This window comes from Delftia sp. SD018, assembly GCF_017355445.1.
Taxonomy (GTDB): domain Bacteria; phylum Pseudomonadota; class Gammaproteobacteria; order Burkholderiales; family Burkholderiaceae_C; genus Comamonas; species Comamonas acidovorans.
Map to the genome: position 1 here is coordinate 24,496 of NZ_JADDRN010000035.1, position 24,457 is coordinate 48,952.

Below are 24,457 nucleotides of genomic sequence, written 5' to 3' on the forward strand. Positions count from 1 at the left end.
GCCGCCTTCCCGCACTTTGGCACAGGGGGACGGCATACGCCCTGCATTCTCAACGCGCGAGAGGGGTCAACGGATGGCAGGCTTTTCTACAAGTTTGTTTCCAAATGCCTCAACCCTTGGCTGGCGCGGCTGTCCGAAAGCCGTCCGGAGCGGGTCCGCAGGCGGGCGCCTACAATGCTGCGATGAGCTCTGCTGACGCCTCCCCCATCTCCAAAGATCCGGTCAAACCGAGTAACTTTTTGCGCCAAATCATCGAGGCCGACCTGGCCAACGGTACCCACGCCCAGCGCCGCTGGGGTGGAAGCCCCGGTGATGGCGACCACCACAACCAGGGCCAGGTGGACGTGGCGAAGATCCGCACACGCTTCCCGCCCGAGCCCAACGGCTACCTGCACGTGGGTCACGCCAAGGCCATCTGCCTGAACTTCGGCCTGGCGCGCGACTACGAAGGTGCCTGCCACCTGCGTTTCGACGACACCAATCCCGAGAAGGAAGACCAGGAGTACGTGGACAGCATCATCGATGCCGTCCATTGGCTGGGCTTCGGCTGGAAGGAAGCCGACGGTCACGAGAACCTGTACTTCGCCAGCAACTACTTCGACTTCATGTACCGCGCAGCCGAGTACCTGATCGAGCAGGGCCTGGCCTATGTGGACGAGCAAAGCGCCGACGACATGAAGGCCAACCGCGGCGATTTCTCGCGCCCCGGCGTGGACAGCCCGTTCCGCAGCCGCACGGTGGCCGAGAACCTGGCGCGCTTTCGCGAAATGCGCGACGGCATGCTGCCCGATGGCGCTGCCGTGCTGCGCGCAAAGATCGACATGGCATCGCCCAACATCAACCTGCGCGATCCCGCCATCTACCGCGTGCGCCATGCCGAGCACCACAACACCGGCAACCAGTGGTGCATCTACCCGATGTACACCTTCGCCCATCCCATCGAGGACGCGCTGGAGCACATCACCCACAGCATCTGCACGCTGGAGTTCGAGGACCAGCGCCCGTTCTACGACTGGCTGCTGGACCATCTGCGCGAAGGCGGCCTGATCGCCGCGCCGCAGCCGCGCCAGTACGAGTTCTCGCGCCTGCACCTGACCTATGTGATCACCAGCAAGCGCAAGCTCAAGCATCTGGTGGACAACGGCATCGTCAGCGGCTGGGACGATCCGCGCATGCCCACCATCGTCGGCCTGCGCCGCCGTGGCTACACGCCCCAGAGCATCCAGGCCTTCTGCGAGCGCATCGGCGTGACCAAGGACTACGCCTGGATCGACTACTCCACGCTGGAAGGCTGCCTGCGCGAGGACCTGGAGAATCAGGCCCATCGCGGCATGGTGGCCCTGGACCCGCTCAAGCTGGAGCTGACCAACTGGGCTGAGGTCTTCGGCAGCGCCGAGCACCTGGAAGCCTGCGAGCTGCCCGCCCTGCCCCACGCCGCCGAAGGCCAGCAGGTGCCGGTGCGCCGCTTCACGCTGGGCCGCGAGGTGTGGATCGAGCGCGAGGACTTCGCCGAAGTGCCGCCCAAGGGCTACAAGCGCCTGTTCCCCGGCAACAAGGTGCGCCTGAAGGGCGGCTACGTGATCGAGTGCACGGGCTGCGAGAAGGATGCCGAGGGCAACGTCACCAAGGTGCTGGCCACCGTGGTGCCCGACACCAAGAGCGGCACGCCGGGTGCGGACAGTGTCAAGGTCAAGGCCGCCATCACCTGGGTGGGCGTGGCCGACGGCGTGCAGGCCGAGGTGCGCCTGTACGACCGCCTGTTCACCGACCCGCAGCCCGATGCGGGCGGCAAGGACTTCCTGACGCTGCTCAACCCGGACAGCCTCAAGGTGGTGACCGCCTATGTGGAGCCTTCGCTGGCCAACGCTCAGCCTGATGACAAGTTCCAGTTCGAGCGCTTCGGCTACTTCGTGGCCGACCGCAAGGACCACACACCGGGCAAGCCCGTGTTCAACCGCGCAACGGGTCTCAAGGACTCCTGGGGCAAGTAGGCGCATGGCCCGCTGACGGGCACCTGCACCGCTCCTCCCCGAAGATGGCCCACCATCCTGCTTTGCAGGGGTGGGCCATCGCACATCGGCGCTTTTGCGGGGGCCGTGGCCTCAGCACAATGCCAGGCCATGAACCAAGCCTTGCCACAGGCGGCTTCCGCCGCCAAGTTCGACACCTCCCGCGCGGCCGAGTACGAAACGCAAAGCCGCATCGCACTGGCCGGCTACGACGCCTGCCACGAGCTGGCCGCCTGCCTGCTGGCCGCCAGCCTGGATGCCGGCCCGAAGTCCGTGCTGATTGGCGGCGCCGGTGGCACGGGCCAGGAAATCCTGGCCACGGCGCGGCTCAGGCCGCAGTGGAAATTCACGGCTGCCGACCCCTCGGCCCCCATGCTGGACCAGACCATGGACCGCATCGCCGCGGCGGGGCTGTCGGCCCAGGTGCAGGCCGCTGCCTGCGCCGTGCAGGACCTGCCGGCCGGCACGGTGTTCGACGCGGCCACGCTGATCGGCGTGCTGCACCACGTCCCTGACGACGCGGACAAGCTGCAGCTGCTGCAGGCCCTGTCGGCGCGACTGGCGCCGGGGGCGCCCTTCATCCTGGCCTGCAACCGCCACCGATATGACAGCGAGCCGCTGTTCCTTGAAGCCTGGGCCATGCGCTGGCGCATGGCGGGCGTGGACGAGGCCGCTGTCCATGCGAAACTCGGCAAAATCCGGCAGGGCGCAGTTCCACCGGCCTCGGAGGAGGTGGTGGAGCAGATGCTGGCCCAGGCCGGTTTCGTGCAGCCCAAGCGCTTTTTCTCCAGCCTGTTCTGGTGTGCCTGGATTGCCTTCAAGGCCTGACCACTGAAACACCAGAACGCCCGGCGCCGGTGGACCCGTCCCTTTCTCCCTTTCCCCTTTGATTTGCCTTTCAGCATGAACTTCTCCGCACGCCTTCAGCAACTGCCCACCGTCACCCACCTCGCCGCGCTGCAGCTGGCCGATGCCCAGGGCCAGGTCGTGGCCACCATCGAGAACAAGCCCGGCCAGACCGGCTCGCTGGCCGTGTACCACGCGCTGGCCGCGCTGTACGGTGGCAGCATCACGCCGGCCGCCGCCGAGCTGGGCCTGGAGTGGTATGCCGAGCACACGCAGGACGCCATCGCCTTCCCTGGCAAGCACCCCAACATCGACCGCCTGCTGGCCTGGTCCAAGGGTGCCGAGAGCTACCAGGCCCGCCTGATCGCGGCCTGATCGCGTCCTGATTCAGCCTGGGTAAACACCGCGTCACAGAAGTTGCGCGGACTGGGGGCATCGGCTGACACGCCGGTGTCAACGCAGCGCGCACTTTGGCGTTCAAATGACATGTGCCTTGCCGCTTCGGCGCGCAAGGCGTTCCTGTCCAGGAGAACGCAATGCTGCAATCCGCCGTGCCCACAGCACGCACCACGGCCCGCTCAACTTCCCACGCTGGCGCCCTGCGCCTGAGCGTGCTGGGCCTGGCCGCCGCCCTGGCGCTGAGCGCCTGCAACGAATCCCAGGACAAGCCCCCGCAGGCCGCCAGCGCGCCGCTGCCGCCTGCCACCGAAAGCGCCCAGCCCGTCGCCACGCCCGTGGCCTATGTGCCGCCTTCGGCCGAGACGCTCTACCAGATGGTGGCGCCCATTGCGCTGTACCCCGACAAGCTCGTGGCCCAGGTGCTGGCCGCCTCTACCTATCCCGACCAGGTCGGCGCCGCCGAGGTGTGGATGGGACAGAACCCGGGCCTCAAGCCCGAGGAACTGCAAAACGCCGTCAACAGCCAGGACTGGGACCCTTCGGTCAAGTCGCTGGCGCAGTTTCCCAATGTGCTGGCACAGCTGTCATCCAACGTTCCCTGGACCACGGCCCTGGGCAAGGCCTACTACAACGATCCGGCCGATGTGATGAACGCCATCCAGGTGATGCGTCAGCGCGCCTACAAGGCCGGCACGCTCAAGGACTCCAGCCGGCTCAAGGTGGCCGTGGCCACGGCCGATGCTCCGCCCCCCGTGCCCCAGCCCGCACCGCAAGCCGTGGGCGAGCCGCTGTCGTCCATGCTGCCCGTGCCGGTGATCGACACGCCGCCGCAGCTCATCGAGATCGCACCTGCCCAGCCTGACACCGTCTATGTGCCGCAGTACGACCCGGGCGTGGTCTATGGCGAGCCGGTGCCGATGTACGGCGGATACCGCCCCATCGTGGCGCCGCAACCCGTGTATGTGGGCAGTTCGGCCGCGCCCGTGGTGGCGGGGCTGATCGGCTTCGGCGCAGGCGTGATCCTGGCCGAGTCCGTGGACCGCCGCCCCTGGGGCTGGAACTCCTGGGGCATGCGCTGGGGCGAGCCCGGCTACCGCTGGCACCGCAACGAACCGCCGCCACCGCCCTCGCGCCGCCCGGCCGTGATCTACAACAACAACACCTACGTCTCGCGCTCGACCACGGTGGTGCAGAACATCCACAACACGCACATCAACAACGTTGGCAACGTCACCCACATCGCGAACAACCCGCACTTCGAGCCGCGCCGCCCTGACTTCCCGCAGCAGGGCGGTGATCCTCGCTCGGGCGACCCGCGCTCCGGTGACCCTCGTTCTGGTGACCCTCGTTCTGGTGACCCACGTTCAGGCGGCATGGCCGCTGCGGCCCTGGCCGGTGCCGCAGGCATGGCCGGCGCCGCCGCAGCAGCGCACTCCGGCATGCCCCAACGCCTGGGCCTGAGGCCGCCGCAGGGCGGCCCGCCCCCGTCCGCCCAAGGCATGGTGCCGCCCGGCGGCGCCCAGGGCTTTGCCCGGCACGATGGCGCCGATCGCGGACGCCCGGGCCTCAGGCCCGATGACCGGCCCCAGGCCTCATTGCAGCCCCGTATGAACCCGGTGCCGGCCTCGCAGCCGGGCCAGTTCGGCAAGTGGCCGCAGTCCCCTCAGTCTGCGCAATCGGCCCCCTCATCACCACCGGGCGCCGCGCAGCGACCTGCGCCCGCACTGCCTGCGGCAGCCATGCAGGGTGACAGGGGCCGCGACTCCCGCGTGCCTTCCTGGTCTTCCGCAGCCACGCAGCAGGGCATGAGGCCACAGGACAGGCAGGACCGCGACCGCTCCATAGCCGATGCAGCGCGCCAGCGCCAGCAGCAACAGCAGCAAATGGAGACGCAGGCCGCCCGCCTTCGCGGCGAGGAACAGGCGCGCCAGCAACAGCAGCGCCAGGCCCAGATGCAGGCCCAGGCGCAGATGCGGGATCAGGCCCGCGACCAGGCCCAGGTTCAGGCGCAAGCCCAGGCCCGCCAACAGGCCGAGCGCGATCGCCAGGCCTTGCAGCAGCGCTCCCAGGACCAGGCGCGCCAGCAGCAAATGCAGCAACAACAACAGCAGCAGCAGGCACGCGCACAGGAGCAGATGCAGGCCAGGATGCAGGCCCAGCAACAGGCCCAGCAGCAGGCGCAAAGACAGGCCCAGCAGCAGGCGCAAAGACAGGCCCAGATGCAGGAGCGGCAGGCGCAGCAGCAAAGACAGCAGCAGTTCGAGGCTGCCCAGCAGCAACGCATGCAGGCCCAGCAAGCACAGCAGGCCCAGGCACAGGCGCGTGCCCAGCAGCAGCAGGCCCGCGCGCAGCAGGAGCAACGCCAGCAACAGCAGCGCATGGCCAACGCGGCCCGCCCACAGGAGCGGCGCGGCGGGCGCGACGAGCGCCGGGACCGTTGAGCGGCGCGCAAGCGCATTTGAATGCCATGGCGTCATGGCGTCATGGCGTTGAGGCGATGGCAAGCTGGCGGCCGGCATGGCGGACAATGGGGCGCTCGACCACAGCCCCCGCTTCCCTCATGCAGATACCGACGACGAATTCCCGCTCCCGCCGACTGTTTGTGCAATCCCTGTGCGCCTCGGGCGCCGGCCTGATGGTCCCGGCCTGGGCCGCTGCGGCCTCCGGGGAATCCCCCTGGCCGCATGACAGCCGCGTGCCCGGTGGCGTGGCCCGCCTGTCGCTGGGGCCATCGGCCCAGCGGCCCCAGGTGCTGGCCGGCGACGTGCCCGTGCTGGTGGTGGGCGACATGATCGAATGGACGGCCGTGGTCGGCATTGCGCTGTCGGTGGCGCCCGGCACGCATGGCGTGACGGTGAAGGGCGAAGGCACACCGCGCACCCTGCCCTACGAAGTGCGCGACAAGAAATACACCGAGCAGCGCCTGAAGGTCTCGCCCAAGACCGTGGACCTGTCACCCGAGGACGATGCCCGCTACCAGCGTGAGCGCGCCCACCAGCAGACCATCATGGCGCTGTTCACCGAGCCGCCTGCACGCCCTGGCGACCTGCGCATGCGCCAGCCCGTGCCGGGCCGCCGCAGCAGCAGCTTCGGCCTGCGCCGCGTGTTCAACGGCCAGCCACGCAATCCGCACAGCGGCATGGACATCGCGGCAGCCACGGGCACCAACGTCGTCGCGCCGCTGCCGGGCAAGGTGGTGGATGTGGGCGACTATTTCTTCAACGGCGGCACCGTGTGGCTGGACCACGGCGGCGGCCTGCTGAGCATGTACTGCCATCTGAGCAGCGTGCAGTGCAAGCTGGGCGATCAGCTGGACACGGGAGATGCCTTCTGCAAGGTGGGCGCCACGGGCCGTGTCACCGGCCCGCACCTGCACTGGGGCGTGATGCTCAACCGCACCATGGTGGACCCGGCGCTGTTCCTGGCGGCGTGAACCGGGCCGGCGCCCGCCGGCGTCAGTGGTTGGCTGAGGGAATGGTGTTCTGCGGCGCCACGGGCGTGGGCACGGCGATGGATTCACGGTCCTGCGCCAGGTAGCGCGACACCAGCTCGAAGAAACTGTCGTAGAAACCGCTCTTGGCAATCGTCTCGCTGCCCACCTTGACCATGGAGTCGCTGCCCGAGGAGAACGGCAGCGACACCGACCCCAGCGCACCCACGCCCAGGCTGGCCGAGTTGGCGCTCTTCTTCAGGGTATAGCGGTCCTGCAGCGCCGTGACAAAGCCGATGCTGACCTGGCCATCGGCCGTCTCGGGCACGCAGACCACGCGGATGTTCATCTGCAGGTTCAGTTCGGGGTCGGGCTGGAAGCTCTTGCTGCCCTCTATGAGTTCGGCCGTGCGCGCCATGGCGATGTAGCCCTGGCTCAGCAGCGCACGGCGCGCGGCCTCGCAGGTCTGGGCCGGCGAGGCATCGAACATGCGCGAGAAGGTCTCGGTGGAGCCGAAGCTCTCCTGCACGGGCACATGCTGGGGAATGGTCGAGCCGCAGCCCGCAAGCATTGCAATGATGGCCAAAGCTCCCGCGTAGCGCATGCCACGCACCCTGTTTGCTGCACTCCAACGTCGATACACGAACCTGCTCCTTGCTCCGGCGCCGCAGCCTGCGGATGGCATGGCGGCTGGCCGCCTATTCTCACCTGAGCGCAACGCATCGGCCGGCAACTTTGCAGCAATCCGTTTTTTCCGCCTGCATCAAATAGATGCAAAGGAATGTGAATAGCGCCCCGTTCTGACAGGCGCCGCCGCGCATCTGCGTTATGGTGCCCCGGTTCGGCCAGGGCCGGCGCGGCACATGCCGCGCCAGGGCTGCCACCAGCCCGCCGCGCCTGAGCCTGTCTCCGTACCCATCAACCAAGGAATTCAACATGAAGCCAAGCTGGACCTGGTGCCTGCCCGTGATCGTCACCATGGGGCTCGGCGCCTGCAGCCATATCGACAAGGGTGGCAATGCCGAAGAAGGCGCCAAGACCCAGGCGTCGGCCCCTGCCGGCCCACCCGGCGATGCCCAATCGCTGACCGCCTACCACTGGAATCTTCGCCAGGCCTTCACGCCCCAGGGCACCGAAGACCAGAGCTGGTTCCTGACCGCCGCCTCGCGCAAGCGGCCCCTGCAACTGGATTTCGCCGACCAGCGCCTGGCCGTCAAGAACCTGTGCAACGTGGTGACCACGGGCTACCGCACCGAAGGCAACCGCATCGCCACCCAACGCGCCGCCAGCACGCTGATGGCCTGCGATGACGACCAACTGATGGCGCTGGAGCAAAAGGTGGCCCGCATCCTGCCCACGGCCAAGCAATGGTCCGTGCAACTGGGCGAAGGCAAGCAGCCTGCGCGCCTGACGCTCACCTTCATCGACGGCACGCGCTGGCAGTTCGACGGCTCGCCCACGGCCCAGACCCAGTACGGCAGCGCCGGCGAGCGCATCTTCCTGGAAGTGGCACCCCAGCGCACGGCCTGCAATCACCCGCTGATCAAGGACTTCCAGTGCCTGCGCGTGCGCGAGATCCGCTACGGCGACAACGGCGTGAAGACCTCCACAGGCGAGTGGGAGAACTTCTACAGCGAGATCGAGGGCTACAAGCACGAACCCGGCATCCGCAACGTGCTGCGCATCCAGCGCTACAAGCGCCAGAACGTGCCCGCCGACGCATCGGCCTATGCCTATGTGCTGGACATGGTGGTCGAGAGCGAGCGCGTGGGCCGCTGAGCGCGTCTGCCTCCCAACAGCCCTGAAGGCCTGCATCGCGCAGGCCTTTTTCTTTGCAGGCTCACAGCACCGGGCTCAGCATTGCCAGCAGGTTGTTCCAGATGCGCCGGCCCCAGTGCCAGGCGTGGACCTGGGCGGCGGTGATGCGGTCGGACTGGCGGATGTACTCGCCCTGGCGCTGGCGGATGGCGCGGGTCACGGCCTCGTCCTGCAGCAGCACGTTGTTCTCGAAATTCAGGTCGAAGCTGCGCAGGTCCAGGTTGGTGGAGCCCACAAGGGCCACCTGCCCGTCCACGCACAGGGTCTTGGCATGCAGCAGGCCGGGGCGGAATTCATGGAGGATGACGCCGGCCCGCAGCAGGTAGCGGTAGGTGCTGCGGCTGGCCGCGCCCACGATCCAGGAATCGTTGCGCGCGGGCAGGATGAGCGTGACCTGCACGCCGCGCCAGGCGGCGGCGCACAGGGCCTCCAGCACCGTGGCATCGGGGATGAAATAGGGTGTGGAGATCACCACTTCGCGCCGCGCACTGGCCAGCAGGGTGGACACCAGCTGCGAGGTGGAGCGCGGCCGCTCGGCCGGGCCTTCGGCAATGACGACGGCGGCAAAGCCTTCGGCGGGCATGTCGGCCGGCCCCGCTTCGGGTTGGGCGGCCAGGGGCATGGACAGTCCATGGTCTGCGCTGCGCGCCTGCGCCCAGTCGCTGGCAAAGACCTGCTGCATCTGCGCCACCACCGGGCCTTGCAGGCGCAGCATGATATCGACCCAGGGCGCGTAGCGGGCCTTCACGGCGAAGGCCTCGTCCGCGCAGTTCTGGCTGCCGCAATAGGTGATGGCACCATCGATCACGGTGATCTTGCGGTGGTTGCGCAGGTCCAGCCGGCTGGTGAACATCACCCTGAACGGGTGGCTGGCCGGCAGGGCAACGGCCAGTTGCACGCCGGCCTGCGCCATCTGCTGCCAGAGGTCGGAGCGCAGCAGCGCGCGCGAGCCCAGCCCGTCCACCATGGCGCGGCAGACCACGCCACGCCGGGCCGCGCGCACCAGCGCCTGGGCCACGGCCGTTCCCGTGTCATCGGCCAGCCAGATGTAGTAGAGCACGTTGATCTCGTGACGGGCGGCCTCCATGTCGGCCAGCATGCGGGCGCGGGCCTGGGCACCATCGGCCATGAGCTGCGCGGCATGGCCCGGCTGTACGGGAAAGCGGTTGATGGACGCCGCATAACCAAAGGCCGCCTGCCATTGCGGCGCGATACCCGCCACCGGCACGCCGCTGCCCGTGACCGGGGCGCCGGGCGCAAAGTCCTGCACCTTGCGGTACCGGGCCCGGCCTCGGCGGCGCAGCGTCACCTCGCCAAACAGGTAGTACAGCGCGCAGCTCGCATAGGGGAGCAGCACGATGACGGTGAGCCAGCCCATGCGCACGTCGGGCCGCACATCGTCGCGCAGCAGGATGCGCAGGCCAAAGCCTGCAATGAGCAGCAGATGCAATGCAAGAAACAGCCAGGTCATGCAGCCAGCATAGCCGGGGGCCCTGCGGACGGGATTGGGCGGAAGGGATGTTTCACGGCGGCAAACCTCGAGCTGCGCACAGCCGGCCTCGCCTCAGGCAATGAACCGGAATTCCATGCACCCGCCGATTCTGGGATTCAACGATAGTGCACACCCACATTCCAGGAACTTTTCCGCTGGATGACGAAAATGACCGCAGCGTGACGGTTATGCCCAGCGACTGTGGGCCTGCCTGTGGACAAGCTTCGGGACAACCCTGCATTGCCGCGCCAGCCATGGGTTTGCCGCAGGCGCTGAAAAAACAGGCAGATCGCGCAGCTGCCGCAATGTTTCACGCGGCCGGGCTGCGCCGTGCAGGCGGGCGCCTCAACGGAAGCGGAAACGGCCTTCGACGAACATGGAGGAGCGGTGGCCGCCCTCGCTGGCCGGGTCGGCAAACGACCAGAAAGCCTGCACCGTGCCCTGGGCCGTGTCGATGACCTGGCTGACGGTGAAGCCCGTTTTCTCGATCCAGTTGAGGAAGTGCAGGCTGTCGCTGACCTGCAGGTAGCTGAGCCGTTCGCAGCCATCGGATACATGGCCCAGGGAATCGACCACATGCCAGACCATCTGGCCTTGCGGCGTGTACCGCACATCAGCCTTGCTGTCGGGGAAGTCGATGACCGCTTCGCGCCCGATCAAGGTGCCGGCGTATTGCATGGACAACATGGACATGGTGTGTTGCTCCTCTGATGCGGGGTTCTGGCCTGACCCGTGATGGCATATTCTCGCGCCGCGCCGCGGGTGTTTGTGGGAGCAGACCGCATGCCTTCGTCGGCAGCGTGGAGCGGGCACAACGGCCAGCAAGGCGCCGGCATTTCGCAGATACTGCGCGTGCTCCTCCACGGATATCCGATCTTGCCCTCCTCCCCGCTTCCCCCCTCATCGGCCGACAGCCCCGCTGCCGGCCTGCGCAGCAGCGCCTTCGTCCCCTTCGTCATGGCGCGCATGCTGTCCATGTTCGCCCAGCAGATGCAGGCGGTGGTCGTGGCCTGGCAGGTGTATGACCTGACGCGCGACCCCATGTCCCTGGCCTACGTGGGACTGGCCCAGTTCCTGCCCATGCTGGCGCTGCTGATTCCGGCGGGCGACCTCAGCGACCGCATGAGCCGCAAGCGCCTGCTGTCGGGCAGCTGGACCGTGGCCGCCCTGTGCTCCCTGCTGCTGCTGTGGCTGTCCTGGCACGAGGGCGCGGCCGCGCACGATGTGCACTGGATCTATGCCGTGCTGGTGCTGTTCGGCTGCAGCCGCGCCTTCACGGGGCCGGCCCTGCAAAGCCTGCTGCCGCAGATCGTGCCGCGCGAGCAGCTGGCCCAGGCGCTGGCCACCAACAGCATGCTGATGCGCACGGCCGCCATTGCGGCGCCTGTGCTGGGCGGAGTGCTCTACGCCTGGGGAGGCGCCGTGCTGACCTATGCGGTCTGCGGCGTCTCCCTGGTGCTGGCCGTGCTGCTGCTGGGCACGGTGCCCGTGCGCTTTGCCGGGGCCATGGCGCCGGCAGGCGGCTCGCTGTGGCAGCGCTTTGGCGAAGGCATCCATTTCATCCGCACGCGCCCCATCATCCTGGGCACGATTTCGCTGGACCTGTTCGCCGTGCTGCTGGGCGGCGTGGTGGCCCTGCTGCCCGTGTATGCGCACGAGGTGCTCAAGGTCGGCCCCGAAGGCCTGGGCCTGCTGCGCTCGTCCATGACCGTGGGCGAGGTGGCCATGGGCCTGTGGCTGTCGGCCCGTCCCATCCAGCGCCATGTGGGCCGCGTGATGTTCGCCGCCGTGGCCATCTTCGGCGTGGCCAACCTGGTGTTTGCGCTGTCGCACTGGTTCTGGCTGTCCATGGCCGCCCTGATGCTGGCCGGCGCGGCCGACATGGTGAGTGTCTACATCCGCTCGGCCCTGGTGCAGTTTTCCACGCCCGACTCCATGCGCGGGCGCGTGAATGCGGTGAACATGCTGTTCATCGGTTCGTCCAACGAGCTGGGCGAATTCCGCGCCGGCACCAGCGCCGCCTGGCTGGGCGCCGTGCCGGCTGCCGTGGTGGGCAGCCTGTGCACGCTGGGCGTGGTCGGCAGCTGGATGACCCTGTTCAAGCCGCTGCGTGATGTGGACCGGCTGGAAGACGCGGCCCGCGTGGGCCAGGGCTAGGCTAGAGAAGTGCGGCGCGCAGCTCGGCCGCACTCCTGGGCGACAGCAGGCCGGGCGCCACGTCAAAGACGGTCTTGCAGCCCGTCTGCCCTGACTGCTGCAGCCTGTGCACGGCGCGCGCATAGGCCACGAGCACGCTGGCCGTGAATTCGGGATTGCTGTCCAGCTGCAGGCGGTATTCGATGGAGTGGTGCAGCCCCTGCGAGCTGCGGCCGCTGCGGATGACGAATCCGCCATGCGGCATGGCCGCATGGTCACGGGCAAGTTCCTCGGCGCTGATGAAATGCACCGTGGTGTCGTATTCGTCAAAGTAATGCGGCATGCCGACGATGGCCTGGCGCACGCCATCGGCATCGGCCCCCTGCTCCAGCACCACAAAGCACTCGCGCCGGTGGCGCTCGCGCGCAGACAGTTCGGGCCGCACGCCGCTGCGCACGCGCTGCACGGCCTCGTCCACGGGAATGGTGTACTGCACACCGCCGGCCACACCGGGAATGCGGCGGATGGCGTCCGAGTGCCCCTGGCTCAGGCCCTTGCCCCAGAAGGTGTAGGTGGCGCCATCGGGCAGCAGGGCCTCGCCCATGAGGCGTTGCAGGGAGAACATGCCCGGGTCCCAGCCCGCCGAGACCAGCGCCGTGGTGCCGGCTGCGCGGGCGGCGGCATCCACCCGGTCGAAATGCTCGGGAATGCGCGCATGGGTGTCGAAGCTGTCCACCAGGCTGAAATGCGCGGCCAGCGCGGGCGACTGCTGCGGCAGGTCGTCCTTGGAGCCGCCGCACAGCACCAGCACGTCGATGCCGGCGCGATGGGCCAGCAGGCTGTCCATGCCGTGCACGGGCGTGCCGGGCTGCAGCGGACACAGCTGTGCCGGATCACGGCGGGTGTAGATGCCGGCCAGCACCATGTCGGGGTTGCGGGCAATGGCCGCCTCCACGCCACGGCCCAGGTTGCCGTGGCCGACGATGGCGATGCGGATGGGAGCGGTGCTGCGATGGTCCATGCGGTGTGGTGCGTTGCGTTTGAGAGGGTTTCAGAAACTCCGGTTCACGCGGCGGCGCAGAACCAGGCGCGATCTTGCATTGCCCTGAAGCCGCCAGTCGTGCAATGGCAGGCAGCACTGCGTTGCCCTGCACGGGGGTAGTGCACGGGGACCTGCATTGGCGGTGGGCGGACAGAGCCTACACTCACGCCCTCATGTTCCAGCCTTCATCCATCCCCTCCCTGGCCCTGCCGCCAGAGCCCGACGACGCGCCGCTGCACATCCTCTGGCGCGACGAGCATCTGGTGGCGGTCTACAAGCCCGCAGGCTGGCTGGTGCACCGCACGGGACTGGACGCGCACGAGACGCGCTTTGTGCTGCAGACCCTGCGCGACCAATTGGGCTGCCATGTGTACCCCGCGCACCGCCTGGACAAGGGCACCTGCGGCGTGCTGGTCATGGCCTTGCATGCCCAGGCCGCCCAGCGGCTGGGCCAGGCCTTTGCCGGGCAGGAAGTGCGCAAGCAATACCTGGCGCTGGTGCGGGGCTGGCTGCCGGATGCGGTGGAGGTGGACTACGCGCTCAGGCCCGACGATGCGCCCGAGGACGCGCCAGCCCAGCCCGCACAGACTTCGCTGCGCTGCCTGGCGCGCCTGGAGTGGCCCGAGGCCTTTGACCCGCGCCACGCGGCCACGCGGGTCTCGCTGGTCGAGGCCCTGCCCGCCACGGGCCGGCGCCACCAGATACGCCGCCATCTCAAGCATGTGGCCCATCCCATCATTGGCGACGCCACGCATGGCAAGGGGCCGCTGAACCGCTGGTGGGCGGAGCGGCTGGGCCTGCAGCGGCTGTGGCTGCACGCCCATGCGCTGGAGCTGGCGCACCCGATGACGGGCGAGCCGCTGCGCTTCGAGGCCGACTGGCAGCAACTGGGCCATGTGGCAGATGTGCAGCACTGGCGCGCGCTGTGCGCCCTGCCCGGCTGGCAGGCCTGTGCGGGCCTGCCGGCGACGGCCCGGCCGGATCAGACGGCTTCGGCAGGCGCGCCCGTTTCAGGCTGCTCCATCAGCGGCGCTGCCACGTAGGCGTAGTCAGCCGAGGCATCGGCCTTGAGCACGCCAGACAGCAGCTCCACCAGGCGTTCGTTGCCCATCTTGAAGCCGCAGGCCTGGGCATGGCCACCGCCGCCAAAGCTCTCGGCCAGCGGAATGCAGTTGAAATCCGAGCGCGAGCGCAGGCCGATCTTCACGCCCTTGGTGCTGGCATGCCACATCAGCGCGAAGCTGCCGCTCTGGCGCGCCAGCAGGTCGCCGACCTGGCTGTGGAACATGCCGGGGCAGTTGACCATCAGCCCTTGCATGCCGTTGAAGACCAGGGGCTGGGCCGCCTCGGAAATGTCGGCGCACAGCTTCTGGAATTTTTCGTCCATGGCGCCGCCGCGCGCCATGAAGGCGGCTTCCTGCTCGGGCGTGAAGGCCGCGATCTCGGCCCAGCGCTCGAAGCTGCGCGGCTCCATGTCCAGCGCCGCGAGAAAGCCCGCGCTCTCGGCGAATTCCCACTTCCAGATGTCGCGGTCCTCGATGAAGCGGATCAGGCCGGGCACGGGCTTGTCGGCCTGGAAGAACTCCCAGGCCAGGCGCGCGCCGGACTTGTTCATGTCGAAGTGCACGACGCCGCAGCGGCACTGGTAGCCGCTCAGCTTTTCGGCAGCGCTCTTGTGGTGGTCCAGCACCACGAGCTTGGCCACGCGCGACTCGATCTCGGCCATGAGCTCGGGCTCGAAGGCGAAGTCCAGCACGTAGACGGCGCGGCCGGCCAGCTCGCCCAGGTCGTCGGCCTTCTGGATCTCGCCATGGTCCAGGCCCCGGAATTCAGCCTGCCCGCCGTAGTACAGCCAGGCCGCCAGCGCCGCGCCGTAGCCGTCCGGGCAGCGGCGGCCGTGGTAGAGGATCAGGGGCTGGGGATCGTCATGCTCGGGGCGCACGAACAATTGCAAGGGCAGGATGGTGTTTTTCATGATGGGGGCGATTGTCGGTCCTGGCGCCATTCCCCTGCACTTGCTCCAGCGCCCGGGCACCCTGGGCAGCCGGGCATTGCGCGGGCTGCTCGCAAGAAGCGTAGCGCAAAGCCTGGGCAGCACAAGGCCTATCACCCTAGCAGGCGCCGCAGGCAAACCCCAGGACCTATCATGTCCGCCTTGTCATTGAATTGCTGCGACCGCCTGCGGACCCGCTGGGCGTGCAGGCCGCCGCGGCCCCTGTATGCGATCCACACCCGACATCACCCCCCACCTCGGCTCCCTGCTGAAGTTCCGCCACGACCTGCATGCCAACCCCGAGTTGCGCTACGAGGAGCACCGCACCGGCGACAAGGTGGCGGCCTACCTGATGGCGCTGGGACTGCAGGTGCACCGCGGGCTGGGCAGGACCGGCGTGGTGGCAAGCATCCACGGCCGGGGGCGCAGCGCCGCCAACCCGGGCCGCAGCATCGGCATACGGGCCGACATGGATGCGCTGCCGGTGACGGAGCTCAACGCCTTCGGCCACGCCAGCCAGAACCCGGGCTGCATGCATGCCTGCGGCCATGACGGCCACACGACCATGCTGCTGGGCGCGGCCACGCTGCTGGCGCAGCAGCCGGATTTCGATGGATCGGTGCACCTGATCTTCCAGCCCGCCGAGGAAGGCGGCGCAGGCGCCAAGGCCATGATGGAGGACGGCCTGTTCGACCGCTTCCCCTGCGAGGCCGTGTTCGCGCTGCACAACTGGCCTGCCCTGCCTGCCGGCGAGATGGCGGTGCGCGTGGGGCCCATCATGGCCTCCACGCTGCGCTTCGAGATCCGCGTGCATGGCAAGGGCGGCCACGCGGCCATGCCCCACACCACGCTGGACCCGATTCCCGTGGCCTGCGCCATCGTCGGCCAGCTGCAGACCCTGGTGTCGCGCAGCACCGATCCGCTGGACAGCGCCGTGCTCACCGTGGGCAAGATCACCAGCGGCACGGTGGAGAACATCATTCCCGACGAGGCCAGCATCTTCGGCACGGTGCGCGCCCTCAGGACCGAGACGCAGCAGATGTTCATCGAAGGCATGCAGCGCATCAGCGAGCATGTGGCGGCCGCCCATCTGTGCCGCGCCGAGTTCATTCTCAAGCCCGGCTACCCCAACACCACCAACCACGCGCACGAGGCCCGCTTCATGGCCGAGGTGATGCGCGAGGCGGTGGGCGCGGACCGCACCCACGCCGACATCCTGCCGGCCATGACGGCCGAGGACTTCGGCTTCATGCTGGAGGTCGTGCCCGGCGCCTATGGCTGGATCGGCAACGGCCCCGCCACGGGCGAGCCCGGCGTGGGCCTGCACAACCCCGGCTACGACTTCAACGACGACAACCTGGGGCGCGGCGCACGCTTCTGGGACCTGCTGGCGCGCCGCTGGCTGGAACAGTCCAGGACCTGAACGCCGTCACATGCAGGCTCTTGGGCCTGCCCTCACACGCAGGCCCTTGTGCCTGCCCTCACGCCGGCTTTCACACGCCGGCAGGCGCTCCCAACTGCAGATCCACCCACTCGACCGCCGGCAGGGGCCGGCCGTAGTGGTAGCCCTGGAACAGCACGTCCTGATTCCAGGCCCGCAGCGTGCCGGCCTGCTCTTCGGTCTCCACTCCTTCGGCCACCACGCGCAGGCGCAGGCGTCTGGCCAGCAGCAGGATGGCCTCGACCATGGCGGCATTGCCTGGCGAGGTATGGCAGTCCTGCACAAAGGACTTGTCGATCTTGAGTTCACGGAACGGCAGCCGCTGCAGATAGGCCAGCGATGAATAGCCGGTGCCGAAGTCGTCCAGCCCCATCTCCACGCCCAGCAGCTGCAGCTCGGCCATGCGCTCGCGCGCCTCGTCCACATCGCGCATGACCACGCTTTCGGTGACCTCCAGCGTGAGGCGGCGCGGGTCGGCCCCGGTTGCGGCCAGGGTGCGCTTGAGCTTGTCCACCACGTCGGGCTGGCGGAACTGCCGCCAGCTGACGTTGACCGACAGCCGCCAGCCCTGCTGCACGAACTCGGGCCGCACCAGCATGCGGCAGGCCTGCTCCAGCATCCAGTCGCCCAGTTGCACGATCAGGTCAGATTCCTCGGCCACGGGAATGAAATCACCGGGCTCGACCATGCCCAGGCGCGGATGATTCCAGCGCACCAGCACCTCGGCGCCCACACAGCGCCCCATGTGGTCCACCTGGGACTGCAGATAGGGCTGCAGCTCGCCGGCAGGAATGGCGCGGCGCAAGTCCTTTTCGATGCGAAAGCGCTTGCCCACGGCCTCGGCCATGTCGGGCTGGAAGATGACGACCTGGCCCAGCCCGGCCTGCTTGGCCTGGTGCAGGGCCACGCCCGCGCGGCGCAGCACATCGTGGCCACCGCTGTCGGTGCGCGAGGCGGCAAAGCTGGCCGCGCCAATGCTGCAGCTGGCCTGCACTTCCTCGCCGGTTTCCTCCAGCCACAGCGGCCGCTCCAGCGCGTCCTGCAGCACCTGGGCCAGGGCGCGCATGTGCTGATCGACCTCGGCCGCCTCCTGGCCGGCCTTCTCCAGCAGCACGGCAAATTCATCGGCGCCCATGCGGGCCAGCAGCACGCCGTCGGGCAGGGCATCGGCCAGGCGCAGCGCCAGCGCGCCCAGCAGCGCATCGCCACGCACCGTGCCGCGCACATCGTTGAAGGCGGTGAAGCGGTCCATGTCCAGCAGCAGCAGGCCGTGGCGCGGCTCGCCGCCCTTGCCGCCCTCGCGGAATTCACGCGCCAGCGCGCGCAGGCGCTGGGTCAGCGACAGGCGGTTGGGCAGGCCGGTGAGCGCGTCGAAATGCGCCAGTGCATGGATCTGGCGTTCTGCGCGCATGCGCTCGGACAGGTCCTGCTTGAGTTCCACATAGTTGACGATGCTGCCGTCCGAGGCGCGTATGGGCGCCACCAGCACGGCCTCGGGCAGGTCCTCGCCCTGGCGCGTGCGGTTGGTCATCTGGCCGCGCCACAGCGCGCCCCGGCCCAGCTGGTGCAAGGCCTCTTCCCATGCAGGCGCGTCCAGGCCCATGGTGGAGTAGCGGTGCGTGGGCTGGCCCAGGACCTCGTTGCGCGCAAAGCCGGTTCGCTGCAAGAAGGCCTCGTTCACGTAGACGATGTTCTGGTGCACGTCGGTGATGACGATGCTTTCGGGGTTCTGCTCCACGGCGCGGTAGAACTTGCGCAGATCGTCCTGGTGCTGCTCCAGCGAGCCCAGCGTGTCCTGCAGTTCCTGGGCACGGCGGATCAGGCTGCGCCTTGCCATCAGCGTGACCGTGCCCGTCAGCCCCAGCATGCCCACGAAGTACAGCATGGAGAACACGGGCGAGGTCTCGCGCTGGCCTATCCAGTCAACCCCCTCGCGGCCCGCCACCCAGAACGCGGCCATGGCCAGCACGGACAGCACCAGCATGGCCAGCGTGGTGCGCACGCCCAGCACCCAGGCGCACATGACGAGCAAGGCCGGAAAGGCCAGCACCGAGCTGCTTTGCACGCCGCCCGTGGCAGCCACCACGGTCACGGCTGCCACCCAGGTGCCCCAGACCAGAAGATTGGAGGCCAGCTTCCAGTGCCGGCGCCAGCCCAGCAGCACGGCGCCGAAGCTCACGCCGGCGGCAACCAGGTTCAGCCGCACGCTGGGCCAGGGAACGGGGTCCTGCGTCAGCAGCGCCATGGCCAGGAGCACGGTGAGGCTGGTGATCCATAGGCTGCCGACCAGAACGACCCGGCGCAGGGACAAATGGATTTCCGCCTCGACTCGATGACGCCGCATGAAAAAGCCCCAACAGAGAAAGAACACTCAACATGCTAGCGGTCGGCGCCGCCTGCGGCTGTGGTGGTTGTGCCACCGCCCCGGTCGGACGCCCTCTTGCACCAAACGGGGTATGCCGACGCCGGCCGGCGGTGCCTCAGGGCGCGCTTTTGCGCTCGCGGGGGGGGCGCTTGCGCGCCTTGCTGGCGTCCTTGCGCGCCTGGCGCTCGGCATCGCGTTCCTGGCCCACGGCCAGCCACTGCGCGTATTCGTCGGGCGTCTCCAGCGTGATGCGGCCCAGGATCGCTCCGCGGAAATCCGTGAGCACCAGCTCGGCAGCTTTTTGCAGATTGACACGTCCGCCGCTCATCATGGCGCCGCGGCGCCGGCCGATGGCGTCCAGCAGCTCGTCGTCATGCAGGGCGGCAATGCGTTCGTTGTCCAGGCCCAGCTTGTAGCGCGCCTCCAGCAGGTCCGCGTAGTTCTTCTGCAGATAGCCCAGCAGCTCCAGCGCCACCAGTTCCTCGTCATAGGCGTTGCGGCCCACGGCGCCGCTGGCGGCCAGGTTGTAGCCGCTTTGCTCGACGATGATGCGCGGCCACAGCATGCCGGGCGTGTCCCAGAGGTAGAAGTCGTCGGCCAGCACGATGCGCTGCTCCAGCTTGGTGATGCCGGCCTCGTCCCCCGTCTTGGCCTGCCGCTTGCCGCTCATGGAGTTGATCAGCGTGGACTTGCCCACGTTGGGAATGCCGCAGATCAGCACGCGCATGGGCTTGGCCATGCCGCCACGGTTGGGGGCCAGCAGCTTGCAGGCCTCGATCAGCCGGCGCGTGGGTGCGGGCTCGGAAGCGTCCAGCGCAATGGCGCGCGTGTCGCTCTGGGCGTTGTACCAGTCCAGCCACAGCGGCGTGCGCGCGGCATCGGCCAGGTCCTGCTTGTTGAGCACCTGCAGGCGCGGCTTGTGGCCCGTCAGCTCCTGCAGCAGAGGGTTGCTGCTCGACCCCGGCAGGCGCGCATCCAGCACTTCGATGACCACATCGATTTCCTTGACGCGCTCGGTGATCACCTTGCGCGTGAGATTCATGTGACCGGGGAACCACTGTATGGCCATGGGATTACTTTCTGGGAAACGGGGGAACTGGCAGGGGCGCAAGGATAATTCATGGCTTGCGCAGACAGGATGGAACAGCGCGCTGCGCCCCAGCGCAAACCGCAGGCTTCATTCTTTCTTGCGCAAGCCGCAATTGTCCCCCGCTTTTACGCCCCGTCTCACTGCCTATGTCCTTGCCCGATACCCCCTCTTCCCGCTCCGCCTCGCGCAAGGCCGACATCGAACTGTTGATCAAGGGAGTGACCTGCGCCGTGATCGGCCTGGTGATTCTGCTGGCGCCGCAGTTCATGGCACCCGGGGGCATCGTGCAGATGATGGCCCAGTCGTACCTGGTCGGCTGGTTCGCCCTGCTGCTGGGCACGGCCTTCATCGTGCTGTTTGCGGTGCGCCGCAGCAAGGCGCGGCGCTGAGCATGGTGCAGGGCCCGCTGGAGCAGGCGCTGTCGCAGATCGGGCTTTGGCAGCAGCGCGCCCAGGCTGCAGGCATTGCACTGCGCCCGGCGCCGCCCCAGCCCACCAGTTGCTGCGGCCGCGGCTGCAACGGCTGCGTCTGGGAAGGCTTCTACGACGCCGTGCTGTTCTGGTGCGAGGATGCAGGCCAGGCCCTGAACGGCGGACCTGGCTGAGGCACGGTCAGCGCAGGTTCTCGGGCGACATGTAGCGCAGGCGCCATTCCTCGAAGGACAGCGTGTCCGCGGCCTCGATGTCGCGCTGGTCCTGCACGGACTGCGCCGACCATTGCTCGAAGCGCTGCTGCTGCGCCTGGCTCCAGGGCAGGGCCAGCAGCGAATCGCGGGCCTGCTCGGAACGGGCCAGCGTGAAGCGCGAGAAGCTGTTGCCGTACTCGCCCGTCAGCTCGCCCAGCACATGGGCCGACGGCGTGCGCTCGGGATGCTCCAGGCGCTCCAGCGCCTGGGCCAGCGCGGCACTGTAATCGTGCGTGCCGTGCGTGCTGTCCAGCGCCTGGGCATAGGGGCGGCACTGGTCCAGCACTTCATGGGCCCAGTCGCGCAGCGGCACCTCGCGGCCCGCGCGCACCAGCTGCAGGCCGGGCTCGCGGCCACGCTCGGCGGTCAGGTGCTGGTTGTGCTTGAGTTCGGCGATCTCGGCCGGCGTATCGGGCGGGCTGTCGGCATTCAGGCAGTGCAGCAGGAACACGTCCAGCATGCGCATGGTGGGGGCGGCAATGCCCACATCCTCGAAGGGATCGAGGTCCATCAGGCGCACTTCCACATACTCCACGCCGCGCTCGCGCAAGGCATGCAGCGGGCGCTCGCCACGGCTGACGGTGCGCTTGGGGCGGATGGTGCCGTAGAACTCGTTCTCGATCTGCAGCAGACCCGTGCCCAGCTGGTTGTAGTCGCCGCCCGGATTGCGCACGCCCAGCATCTCGTAGGCCGGGTAGGGATGGGTCAGCGCCTCATGCAGCGAATTCGCATAGCCTTCCAGGCCGTTGTAGCTGACGTTGATGCTGGCCTGCGCATCGCTCTGGTAGCCCAGGCGGCCCATGCGCAGCGAGGTGGCATGGGGCAGGTACAGCGCCTGGCCCGTATTGCCCAGCGGCTTCAGGCCATGCTCGCGCCCCTCGACGAAACAGGGACACAGCGCGGGCGATGCGCCGTACAGATACAGCAGCACGAAGGCATGGCGCCGGAAATTGCGGATCAGCGAGAAATACTGCTCGCTGGCCACGCCGGGCAGCGACCAGTTGTAGTGGATGCCCGAAATCGTCTGCATGCGCCGGCCATAGCGATGACCCAGGCCCATGCGGTACACGCTCTTGGATCGGCCCGAATGCGAGGAGCCATAGCGCGCCAGCGGAATCGTCTCGTCCGTGGGCAGCTGGCAGGGCATGCTGGACGACCACAGCATCTCGCCACCCGCATCGCGCAGGCTGCGCAGCACGAACTGGTGGATCTGCACCAGCTCGTCCAGGCATTCCTGCACGCCCAGGCGCGCGCCCGTGATCAGCTCGATCTGCGATTCGCTGTAGTCGGTGGTGATGTGCGGATGCGTGAGCGCCGAGCCCAGTGCCAGGGGATGCGGCGTCAGCGCCAGGCTGCCGGAAGGCAGCACGCGCAGGCCCTCCTTTTCTATGCCACGGCGTATGCCCTTGAGCCGCTGGGGATCGGGAACCGCCATGGATGCCTGCGATGTTTTCATTCTTGTTTACCGATTCGTTGATGGGCACCGGCCCACACGGAAACCACCAGGATTCCCGGCGGACCCGACCCGGACGCCGAATGATAGAGAAACGGCAGGAAACGCGATGGCGCCTGTCCGCTTAACCACGCGTTTTGGCCTGTTGCCCCGCATGGCACCGCCGCGAGCGAAAGGAATATGTCAGAGTTTCGCCCTCCCGGCCGGCCCTGCCTTGACGCCGGGCAAGGGCTGGCCGGCCAGCGGTGAAATCACTTGCCGGCCCCCGCTTCATCAACGGGCAGCGGCCATGGCCTTGCCCACTTCCAGCGTACCCTGCGCGGCGCCGCTGGCGGGCACCTGTTCGCCGCTGCGGTCCAGCACCTGGGCCAGTTGCGCAGCCAGTTGCTCCGGCACCTGATCGCCCTGGCCCAGATACACGCCTTCGGTCAGCGTGATGAAGGCCGCCTCGAAGCCGCCCGCGCCTGCGCACAGCGTGGTACGTGTGGGCGCACTTTCGTGGGCCAGCACCAGCATGGCGGGCACCACGGCCTCGGGCTTGAGGGCGGCCAGCACGGCCTCGGGCATCAGGCCTTCGGTCATGCGGGTGGCCGCCGTGGGCGCCAGCGCATTCACGTGGATGCCGTGCTTGGCGCCTTCGATCGCCAGCGTCTGCATGAGGCCGACCTGGGCCAGCTTGGCCGCGCCGTAGTTGGCCTGGCCGAAGTTGCCGTACAGGCCCGTGGACGAGGTGGTCATCACGATGCGCCCGTAGTTCTGCGCCTGCATGTGCGGCCACACGGCCTTGCAGCAATGCGCGGCGCCCATCAGGTGCACTTCCACCACCAGGCGGAAATCATCCATGTCCATCTTGGCGAAGCTCTTGTCGCGCAGGATGCCGGCGTTGTTGACCAGGATGTCCACGCGGCCCCAGGCATCGACGGCCTGCTGCACCATGGCCTGCACGGCCGCGAAATCGGTGACCGATGCGCCGTTGGCCAGCGCCTGGCCGCCTGCCGCGCGGATCTCGTCCACCACGGCCTGGGCCGCCGTGGCCGAGCCGCCGCTGCCATCCACCGCGCCGCCCAGATCATTGACCAGCACCTTGGCGCCGCGCGCCGCCAGCGCCAGCGCATGCAGACGCCCCAGGCCGCCGCCGGCCCCCGTCACGATGGCCACGCGGCCCTCAAACTCAATCGCCATGGAGATGCTCCCTTTGTTGCATTGGATGCCGGCTCCGCCCGCCGGATGGCAAGGCGCCGGTCACCCAGCAATGTAGACGGACGCCGCCTTCATTCCGGTTGCCCAAGCGACTGTGCCAGGGCCGCCAGCCTTGTCCCCACCATTGCGTGACAAGCCTGTGGACAACCATGTGCTGGCCCGGGACTGGTGATCCAAGCGATTGTTTTGAATGGATTTTTTTCTTTTGCCTATTTTTTAATCAAATCCACAAGTCGTCTGCCCGACTTATCCCGTCTCACCCTGAACAATCTTGTGAACAACTTTCACATCGGGCGGGATAAGCCACACAAGTCATTGATTCAAAAGGAAAACATGCAATCCGCTTAAAAAACAGGCAGAAGACCCCGGATTTTCGGGCTGTGTCCCGCTTATCCACCGCACAACCCGCATGTACGCATTTACCCCCATTCGGACTGGACAAGCATGTGGACAAGCCGCCAAAAATGCCAAATTCGCAACATAAGTCATTGATTTGTCAAACAAGCCTGCCAATTGCTCAAAAAACAGGCAAACCTATGCTTCACACCCGGACGCGTTCAAACGCCTTGCGACCCGCTCCCCTCATAGGCCTCATCTCGCGCATGCGCTGTAAGCGCCCCGCAGACAGCACCGGCAACCAGGGGAAAGACATAGACGCTGAGGGATTTGGGAAACGGCGTGCCGGAGGTCGCTGCAAAGCATGCCGCCAGCGCAGCGACACCGCTCACCGCACCCAGCACGGCGCCGAACTCCCTGGTGCTCAGTACCTGGAGCAGGCCCCTGAGAGGCCAGCCGACCACATAGATCACCCCCGCCAAAGCGGCAGGAACAGCTCCGATGCCATAGCCAAACAGGACGAGCAGCCAGTTCACCGACAGGATCGACGCACCGTCCGCGCCCAGAAGCATCACGGTCAGCACGCCCACACCGGGACCGACCAGCAGGAAAACAACCACAGGCAGGAGGTAGGGCTTGATATGCATGGCGCCAAGCCTAGCGCACCGCCGACCGCTGACCGCTGTCCGGGAGGCCCATCCCAACCCAGCCCCCTGGCGCCA

The 24,457-nt window shown here is 67.8% G+C and carries 21 protein-coding genes; 11 read left to right on the forward strand and 10 right to left on the reverse strand.

Annotated features, from left to right (window positions below; genetic code table 11):
• Positions 1 to 182 precede the first annotated feature (182 nt).
• From INR38_RS25370 to INR38_RS25390, 5 genes are all read left to right on the forward strand, one after another.
• Positions 183 to 1,991 (forward strand): glutamine--tRNA ligase/YqeY domain fusion protein, encoded by a 1,809-nt coding sequence (locus tag INR38_RS25370; RefSeq protein ID WP_207444184.1) that lies wholly within the window; start codon positions 183 to 185, stop codon positions 1,989 to 1,991.
• 129 nt (positions 1,992 to 2,120) lie between these two features.
• Positions 2,121 to 2,837 (forward strand): class I SAM-dependent methyltransferase, encoded by a 717-nt coding sequence (locus tag INR38_RS25375; protein ID WP_207444185.1) that lies wholly within the window; start codon positions 2,121 to 2,123, stop codon positions 2,835 to 2,837.
• Positions 2,838 to 2,912: 75 nt separating this feature from the next.
• Entirely contained in the window at positions 2,913 to 3,230 is a 318-nt protein-coding gene (locus INR38_RS25380) for a DUF2322 family protein (RefSeq protein ID WP_013803391.1), read from the forward strand.
• A 161-nt stretch (positions 3,231 to 3,391) separates the two neighbouring features.
• On the forward strand, positions 3,392 to 5,695 hold the full coding sequence (locus INR38_RS25385) for a DUF3300 domain-containing protein (RefSeq protein ID WP_207444186.1): 2,304 nt from the start codon (positions 3,392 to 3,394) through the stop codon (positions 5,693 to 5,695).
• A gap of 194 nt (positions 5,696 to 5,889) precedes the next feature.
• Positions 5,890 to 6,687 carry a peptidoglycan DD-metalloendopeptidase family protein gene (locus INR38_RS25390; protein WP_225614333.1) on the forward strand — a complete coding sequence of 266 codons (798 nt, stop codon included), beginning with the start codon at positions 5,890 to 5,892 and terminating at the stop codon, positions 6,685 to 6,687.
• 22 nt (positions 6,688 to 6,709) lie between these two features.
• Here the strand turns inward: INR38_RS25390 and INR38_RS25395 are convergent, their stop codons facing one another.
• Entirely contained in the window at positions 6,710 to 7,288 is a 579-nt protein-coding gene (locus tag INR38_RS25395; protein WP_013803394.1) for a DUF2242 domain-containing protein, read from the reverse strand.
• A 332-nt stretch (positions 7,289 to 7,620) separates the two neighbouring features.
• On the opposite strand from INR38_RS25395, the gene INR38_RS25400 reads away from it, so the two are divergent.
• The gene (locus INR38_RS25400) at positions 7,621 to 8,463 is read left to right on the forward strand and encodes an META and DUF4377 domain-containing protein (protein WP_207444187.1); all 843 of its coding nucleotides are present in this window, start codon (positions 7,621 to 7,623) and stop codon (positions 8,461 to 8,463) included.
• Between the two features lie 61 nt (positions 8,464 to 8,524).
• Here INR38_RS25400 and cls read toward each other — a convergent pair whose 3' ends face one another.
• Both cls and INR38_RS25410 read right to left on the reverse strand, forming a co-directional pair.
• Entirely contained in the window at positions 8,525 to 9,973 is a 1,449-nt protein-coding gene (gene cls, locus INR38_RS25405; RefSeq protein ID WP_099734231.1) for a cardiolipin synthase, read from the reverse strand.
• A gap of 366 nt (positions 9,974 to 10,339) precedes the next feature.
• Positions 10,340 to 10,687 carry a hypothetical protein gene (locus INR38_RS25410; RefSeq protein ID WP_012204400.1) on the reverse strand — a complete coding sequence of 116 codons (348 nt, stop codon included), beginning with the start codon at positions 10,685 to 10,687 and terminating at the stop codon, positions 10,340 to 10,342.
• A 90-nt stretch (positions 10,688 to 10,777) separates the two neighbouring features.
• Between INR38_RS25410 and INR38_RS25415 the strand changes: the two genes are divergently transcribed.
• A complete protein-coding gene (locus INR38_RS25415) occupies positions 10,778 to 12,151 on the forward strand; it encodes an MFS transporter (protein ID WP_013803397.1) in 1,374 nt (457 codons plus the stop codon).
• A gap of 1 nt (position 12,152) precedes the next feature.
• On the opposite strand, the gene INR38_RS25420 is transcribed toward INR38_RS25415, so the two are convergent.
• Complete coding sequence (locus INR38_RS25420) at positions 12,153 to 13,151, reverse strand: diaminopimelate dehydrogenase (RefSeq protein WP_207444188.1); 999 nt, start codon at positions 13,149 to 13,151, stop codon at positions 12,153 to 12,155.
• Positions 13,152 to 13,345: 194 nt separating this feature from the next.
• Between INR38_RS25420 and INR38_RS25425 the strand changes: the two genes are divergently transcribed.
• Positions 13,346 to 14,215, forward strand: a complete 870-nt coding sequence (locus INR38_RS25425) for a pseudouridine synthase (protein ID WP_207444189.1) — start codon at positions 13,346 to 13,348, stop codon at positions 14,213 to 14,215.
• On the opposite strand, the gene INR38_RS25430 is transcribed toward INR38_RS25425, so the two are convergent.
• Positions 14,155 to 15,147, reverse strand: coding sequence for a phosphoesterase (locus INR38_RS25430; protein ID WP_207444190.1), 993 nt, complete (start codon positions 15,145 to 15,147; stop codon positions 14,155 to 14,157). The genes INR38_RS25425 and INR38_RS25430 overlap by 61 nt on opposite strands.
• 244 nt (positions 15,148 to 15,391) lie before the next feature.
• On the opposite strand from INR38_RS25430, the gene INR38_RS25435 reads away from it, so the two are divergent.
• On the forward strand, positions 15,392 to 16,588 hold the full coding sequence (locus INR38_RS25435) for a M20 aminoacylase family protein (RefSeq protein WP_207444191.1): 1,197 nt from the start codon (positions 15,392 to 15,394) through the stop codon (positions 16,586 to 16,588).
• Between the two features lie 70 nt (positions 16,589 to 16,658).
• Here INR38_RS25435 and INR38_RS25440 read toward each other — a convergent pair whose 3' ends face one another.
• A complete protein-coding gene (locus INR38_RS25440) occupies positions 16,659 to 18,950 on the reverse strand; it encodes a GGDEF domain-containing phosphodiesterase (RefSeq protein WP_063326740.1) in 2,292 nt (763 codons plus the stop codon).
• 136 nt (positions 18,951 to 19,086) lie between these two features.
• Positions 19,087 to 20,040 (reverse strand): ribosome biogenesis GTPase YlqF, encoded by a 954-nt coding sequence (ylqF, locus tag INR38_RS25445; RefSeq protein WP_012204393.1) that lies wholly within the window; start codon positions 20,038 to 20,040, stop codon positions 19,087 to 19,089.
• A 167-nt stretch (positions 20,041 to 20,207) separates the two neighbouring features.
• On the opposite strand from ylqF, the gene INR38_RS25450 reads away from it, so the two are divergent.
• A complete protein-coding gene (locus tag INR38_RS25450; protein ID WP_013803403.1) occupies positions 20,208 to 20,450 on the forward strand; it encodes a hypothetical protein in 243 nt (80 codons plus the stop codon).
• Between the two features lie 2 nt (positions 20,451 to 20,452).
• Positions 20,453 to 20,665 (forward strand): oxidoreductase-like domain-containing protein, encoded by a 213-nt coding sequence (locus INR38_RS25455; RefSeq protein ID WP_207444192.1) that lies wholly within the window; start codon positions 20,453 to 20,455, stop codon positions 20,663 to 20,665.
• A 7-nt stretch (positions 20,666 to 20,672) separates the two neighbouring features.
• Here the strand turns inward: INR38_RS25455 and gshA are convergent, their stop codons facing one another.
• The 3 genes from gshA to INR38_RS25470 all read right to left on the reverse strand — a co-directional run bounded on the left by gshA (position 20,673) and on the right by INR38_RS25470 (position 24,382).
• On the reverse strand, positions 20,673 to 22,202 hold the full coding sequence (gshA, locus tag INR38_RS25460) for a glutamate--cysteine ligase (protein WP_043796415.1): 1,530 nt from the start codon (positions 22,200 to 22,202) through the stop codon (positions 20,673 to 20,675).
• 270 nt (positions 22,203 to 22,472) lie between these two features.
• Positions 22,473 to 23,381, reverse strand: coding sequence for an SDR family NAD(P)-dependent oxidoreductase (locus INR38_RS25465; protein WP_013803405.1), 909 nt, complete (start codon positions 23,379 to 23,381; stop codon positions 22,473 to 22,475).
• Positions 23,382 to 23,956: 575 nt separating this feature from the next.
• On the reverse strand, positions 23,957 to 24,382 hold the full coding sequence (locus INR38_RS25470) for a hypothetical protein (RefSeq protein WP_207444193.1): 426 nt from the start codon (positions 24,380 to 24,382) through the stop codon (positions 23,957 to 23,959).
• Positions 24,383 to 24,457 lie beyond the last annotated feature (75 nt).

Excerpts from the sequence above, each read along its gene's own strand:
- INR38_RS25370 (WP_207444184.1), top strand. The coding sequence starts at position 183 with ATGAGCTCTGCTGACGCCTCCCCCATCTCCAAAGATCCGGTCAAACCG.
- INR38_RS25375 (WP_207444185.1), top strand. The coding sequence starts at position 2,121 with ATGAACCAAGCCTTGCCACAGGCGGCTTCCGCCGCCAAGTTCGACACC.
- INR38_RS25380 (WP_013803391.1), top strand. The coding sequence starts at position 2,913 with ATGAACTTCTCCGCACGCCTTCAGCAACTGCCCACCGTCACCCACCTC.
- INR38_RS25385 (WP_207444186.1), top strand. The coding sequence starts at position 3,392 with ATGCTGCAATCCGCCGTGCCCACAGCACGCACCACGGCCCGCTCAACT.
- INR38_RS25390 (WP_225614333.1), top strand. The coding sequence starts at position 5,890 with ATGGTCCCGGCCTGGGCCGCTGCGGCCTCCGGGGAATCCCCCTGGCCG.
- INR38_RS25395 (WP_013803394.1), bottom strand. The coding sequence starts at position 7,288 with ATGCGCTACGCGGGAGCTTTGGCCATCATTGCAATGCTTGCGGGCTGC.
- INR38_RS25400 (WP_207444187.1), top strand. The coding sequence starts at position 7,621 with ATGAAGCCAAGCTGGACCTGGTGCCTGCCCGTGATCGTCACCATGGGG.
- cls (WP_099734231.1), bottom strand. The coding sequence starts at position 9,973 with ATGACCTGGCTGTTTCTTGCATTGCATCTGCTGCTCATTGCAGGCTTT.
- INR38_RS25410 (WP_012204400.1), bottom strand. The coding sequence starts at position 10,687 with ATGTCCATGTTGTCCATGCAATACGCCGGCACCTTGATCGGGCGCGAA.
- INR38_RS25415 (WP_013803397.1), top strand. The coding sequence starts at position 10,778 with ATGCCTTCGTCGGCAGCGTGGAGCGGGCACAACGGCCAGCAAGGCGCC.
- INR38_RS25420 (WP_207444188.1), bottom strand. The coding sequence starts at position 13,151 with ATGGACCATCGCAGCACCGCTCCCATCCGCATCGCCATCGTCGGCCAC.
- INR38_RS25425 (WP_207444189.1), top strand. The coding sequence starts at position 13,346 with ATGTTCCAGCCTTCATCCATCCCCTCCCTGGCCCTGCCGCCAGAGCCC.
- INR38_RS25430 (WP_207444190.1), bottom strand. The coding sequence starts at position 15,147 with ATGAAAAACACCATCCTGCCCTTGCAATTGTTCGTGCGCCCCGAGCAT.
- INR38_RS25435 (WP_207444191.1), top strand. The coding sequence starts at position 15,392 with ATGCGATCCACACCCGACATCACCCCCCACCTCGGCTCCCTGCTGAAG.
- INR38_RS25440 (WP_063326740.1), bottom strand. The coding sequence starts at position 18,950 with ATGCGGCGTCATCGAGTCGAGGCGGAAATCCATTTGTCCCTGCGCCGG.
- ylqF (WP_012204393.1), bottom strand. The coding sequence starts at position 20,040 with ATGGCCATACAGTGGTTCCCCGGTCACATGAATCTCACGCGCAAGGTG.
- INR38_RS25450 (WP_013803403.1), top strand. The coding sequence starts at position 20,208 with ATGTCCTTGCCCGATACCCCCTCTTCCCGCTCCGCCTCGCGCAAGGCC.
- INR38_RS25455 (WP_207444192.1), top strand. The coding sequence starts at position 20,453 with ATGGTGCAGGGCCCGCTGGAGCAGGCGCTGTCGCAGATCGGGCTTTGG.
- gshA (WP_043796415.1), bottom strand. The coding sequence starts at position 22,202 with ATGAAAACATCGCAGGCATCCATGGCGGTTCCCGATCCCCAGCGGCTC.
- INR38_RS25465 (WP_013803405.1), bottom strand. The coding sequence starts at position 23,381 with ATGGCGATTGAGTTTGAGGGCCGCGTGGCCATCGTGACGGGGGCCGGC.
- INR38_RS25470 (WP_207444193.1), bottom strand. The coding sequence starts at position 24,382 with ATGCATATCAAGCCCTACCTCCTGCCTGTGGTTGTTTTCCTGCTGGTC.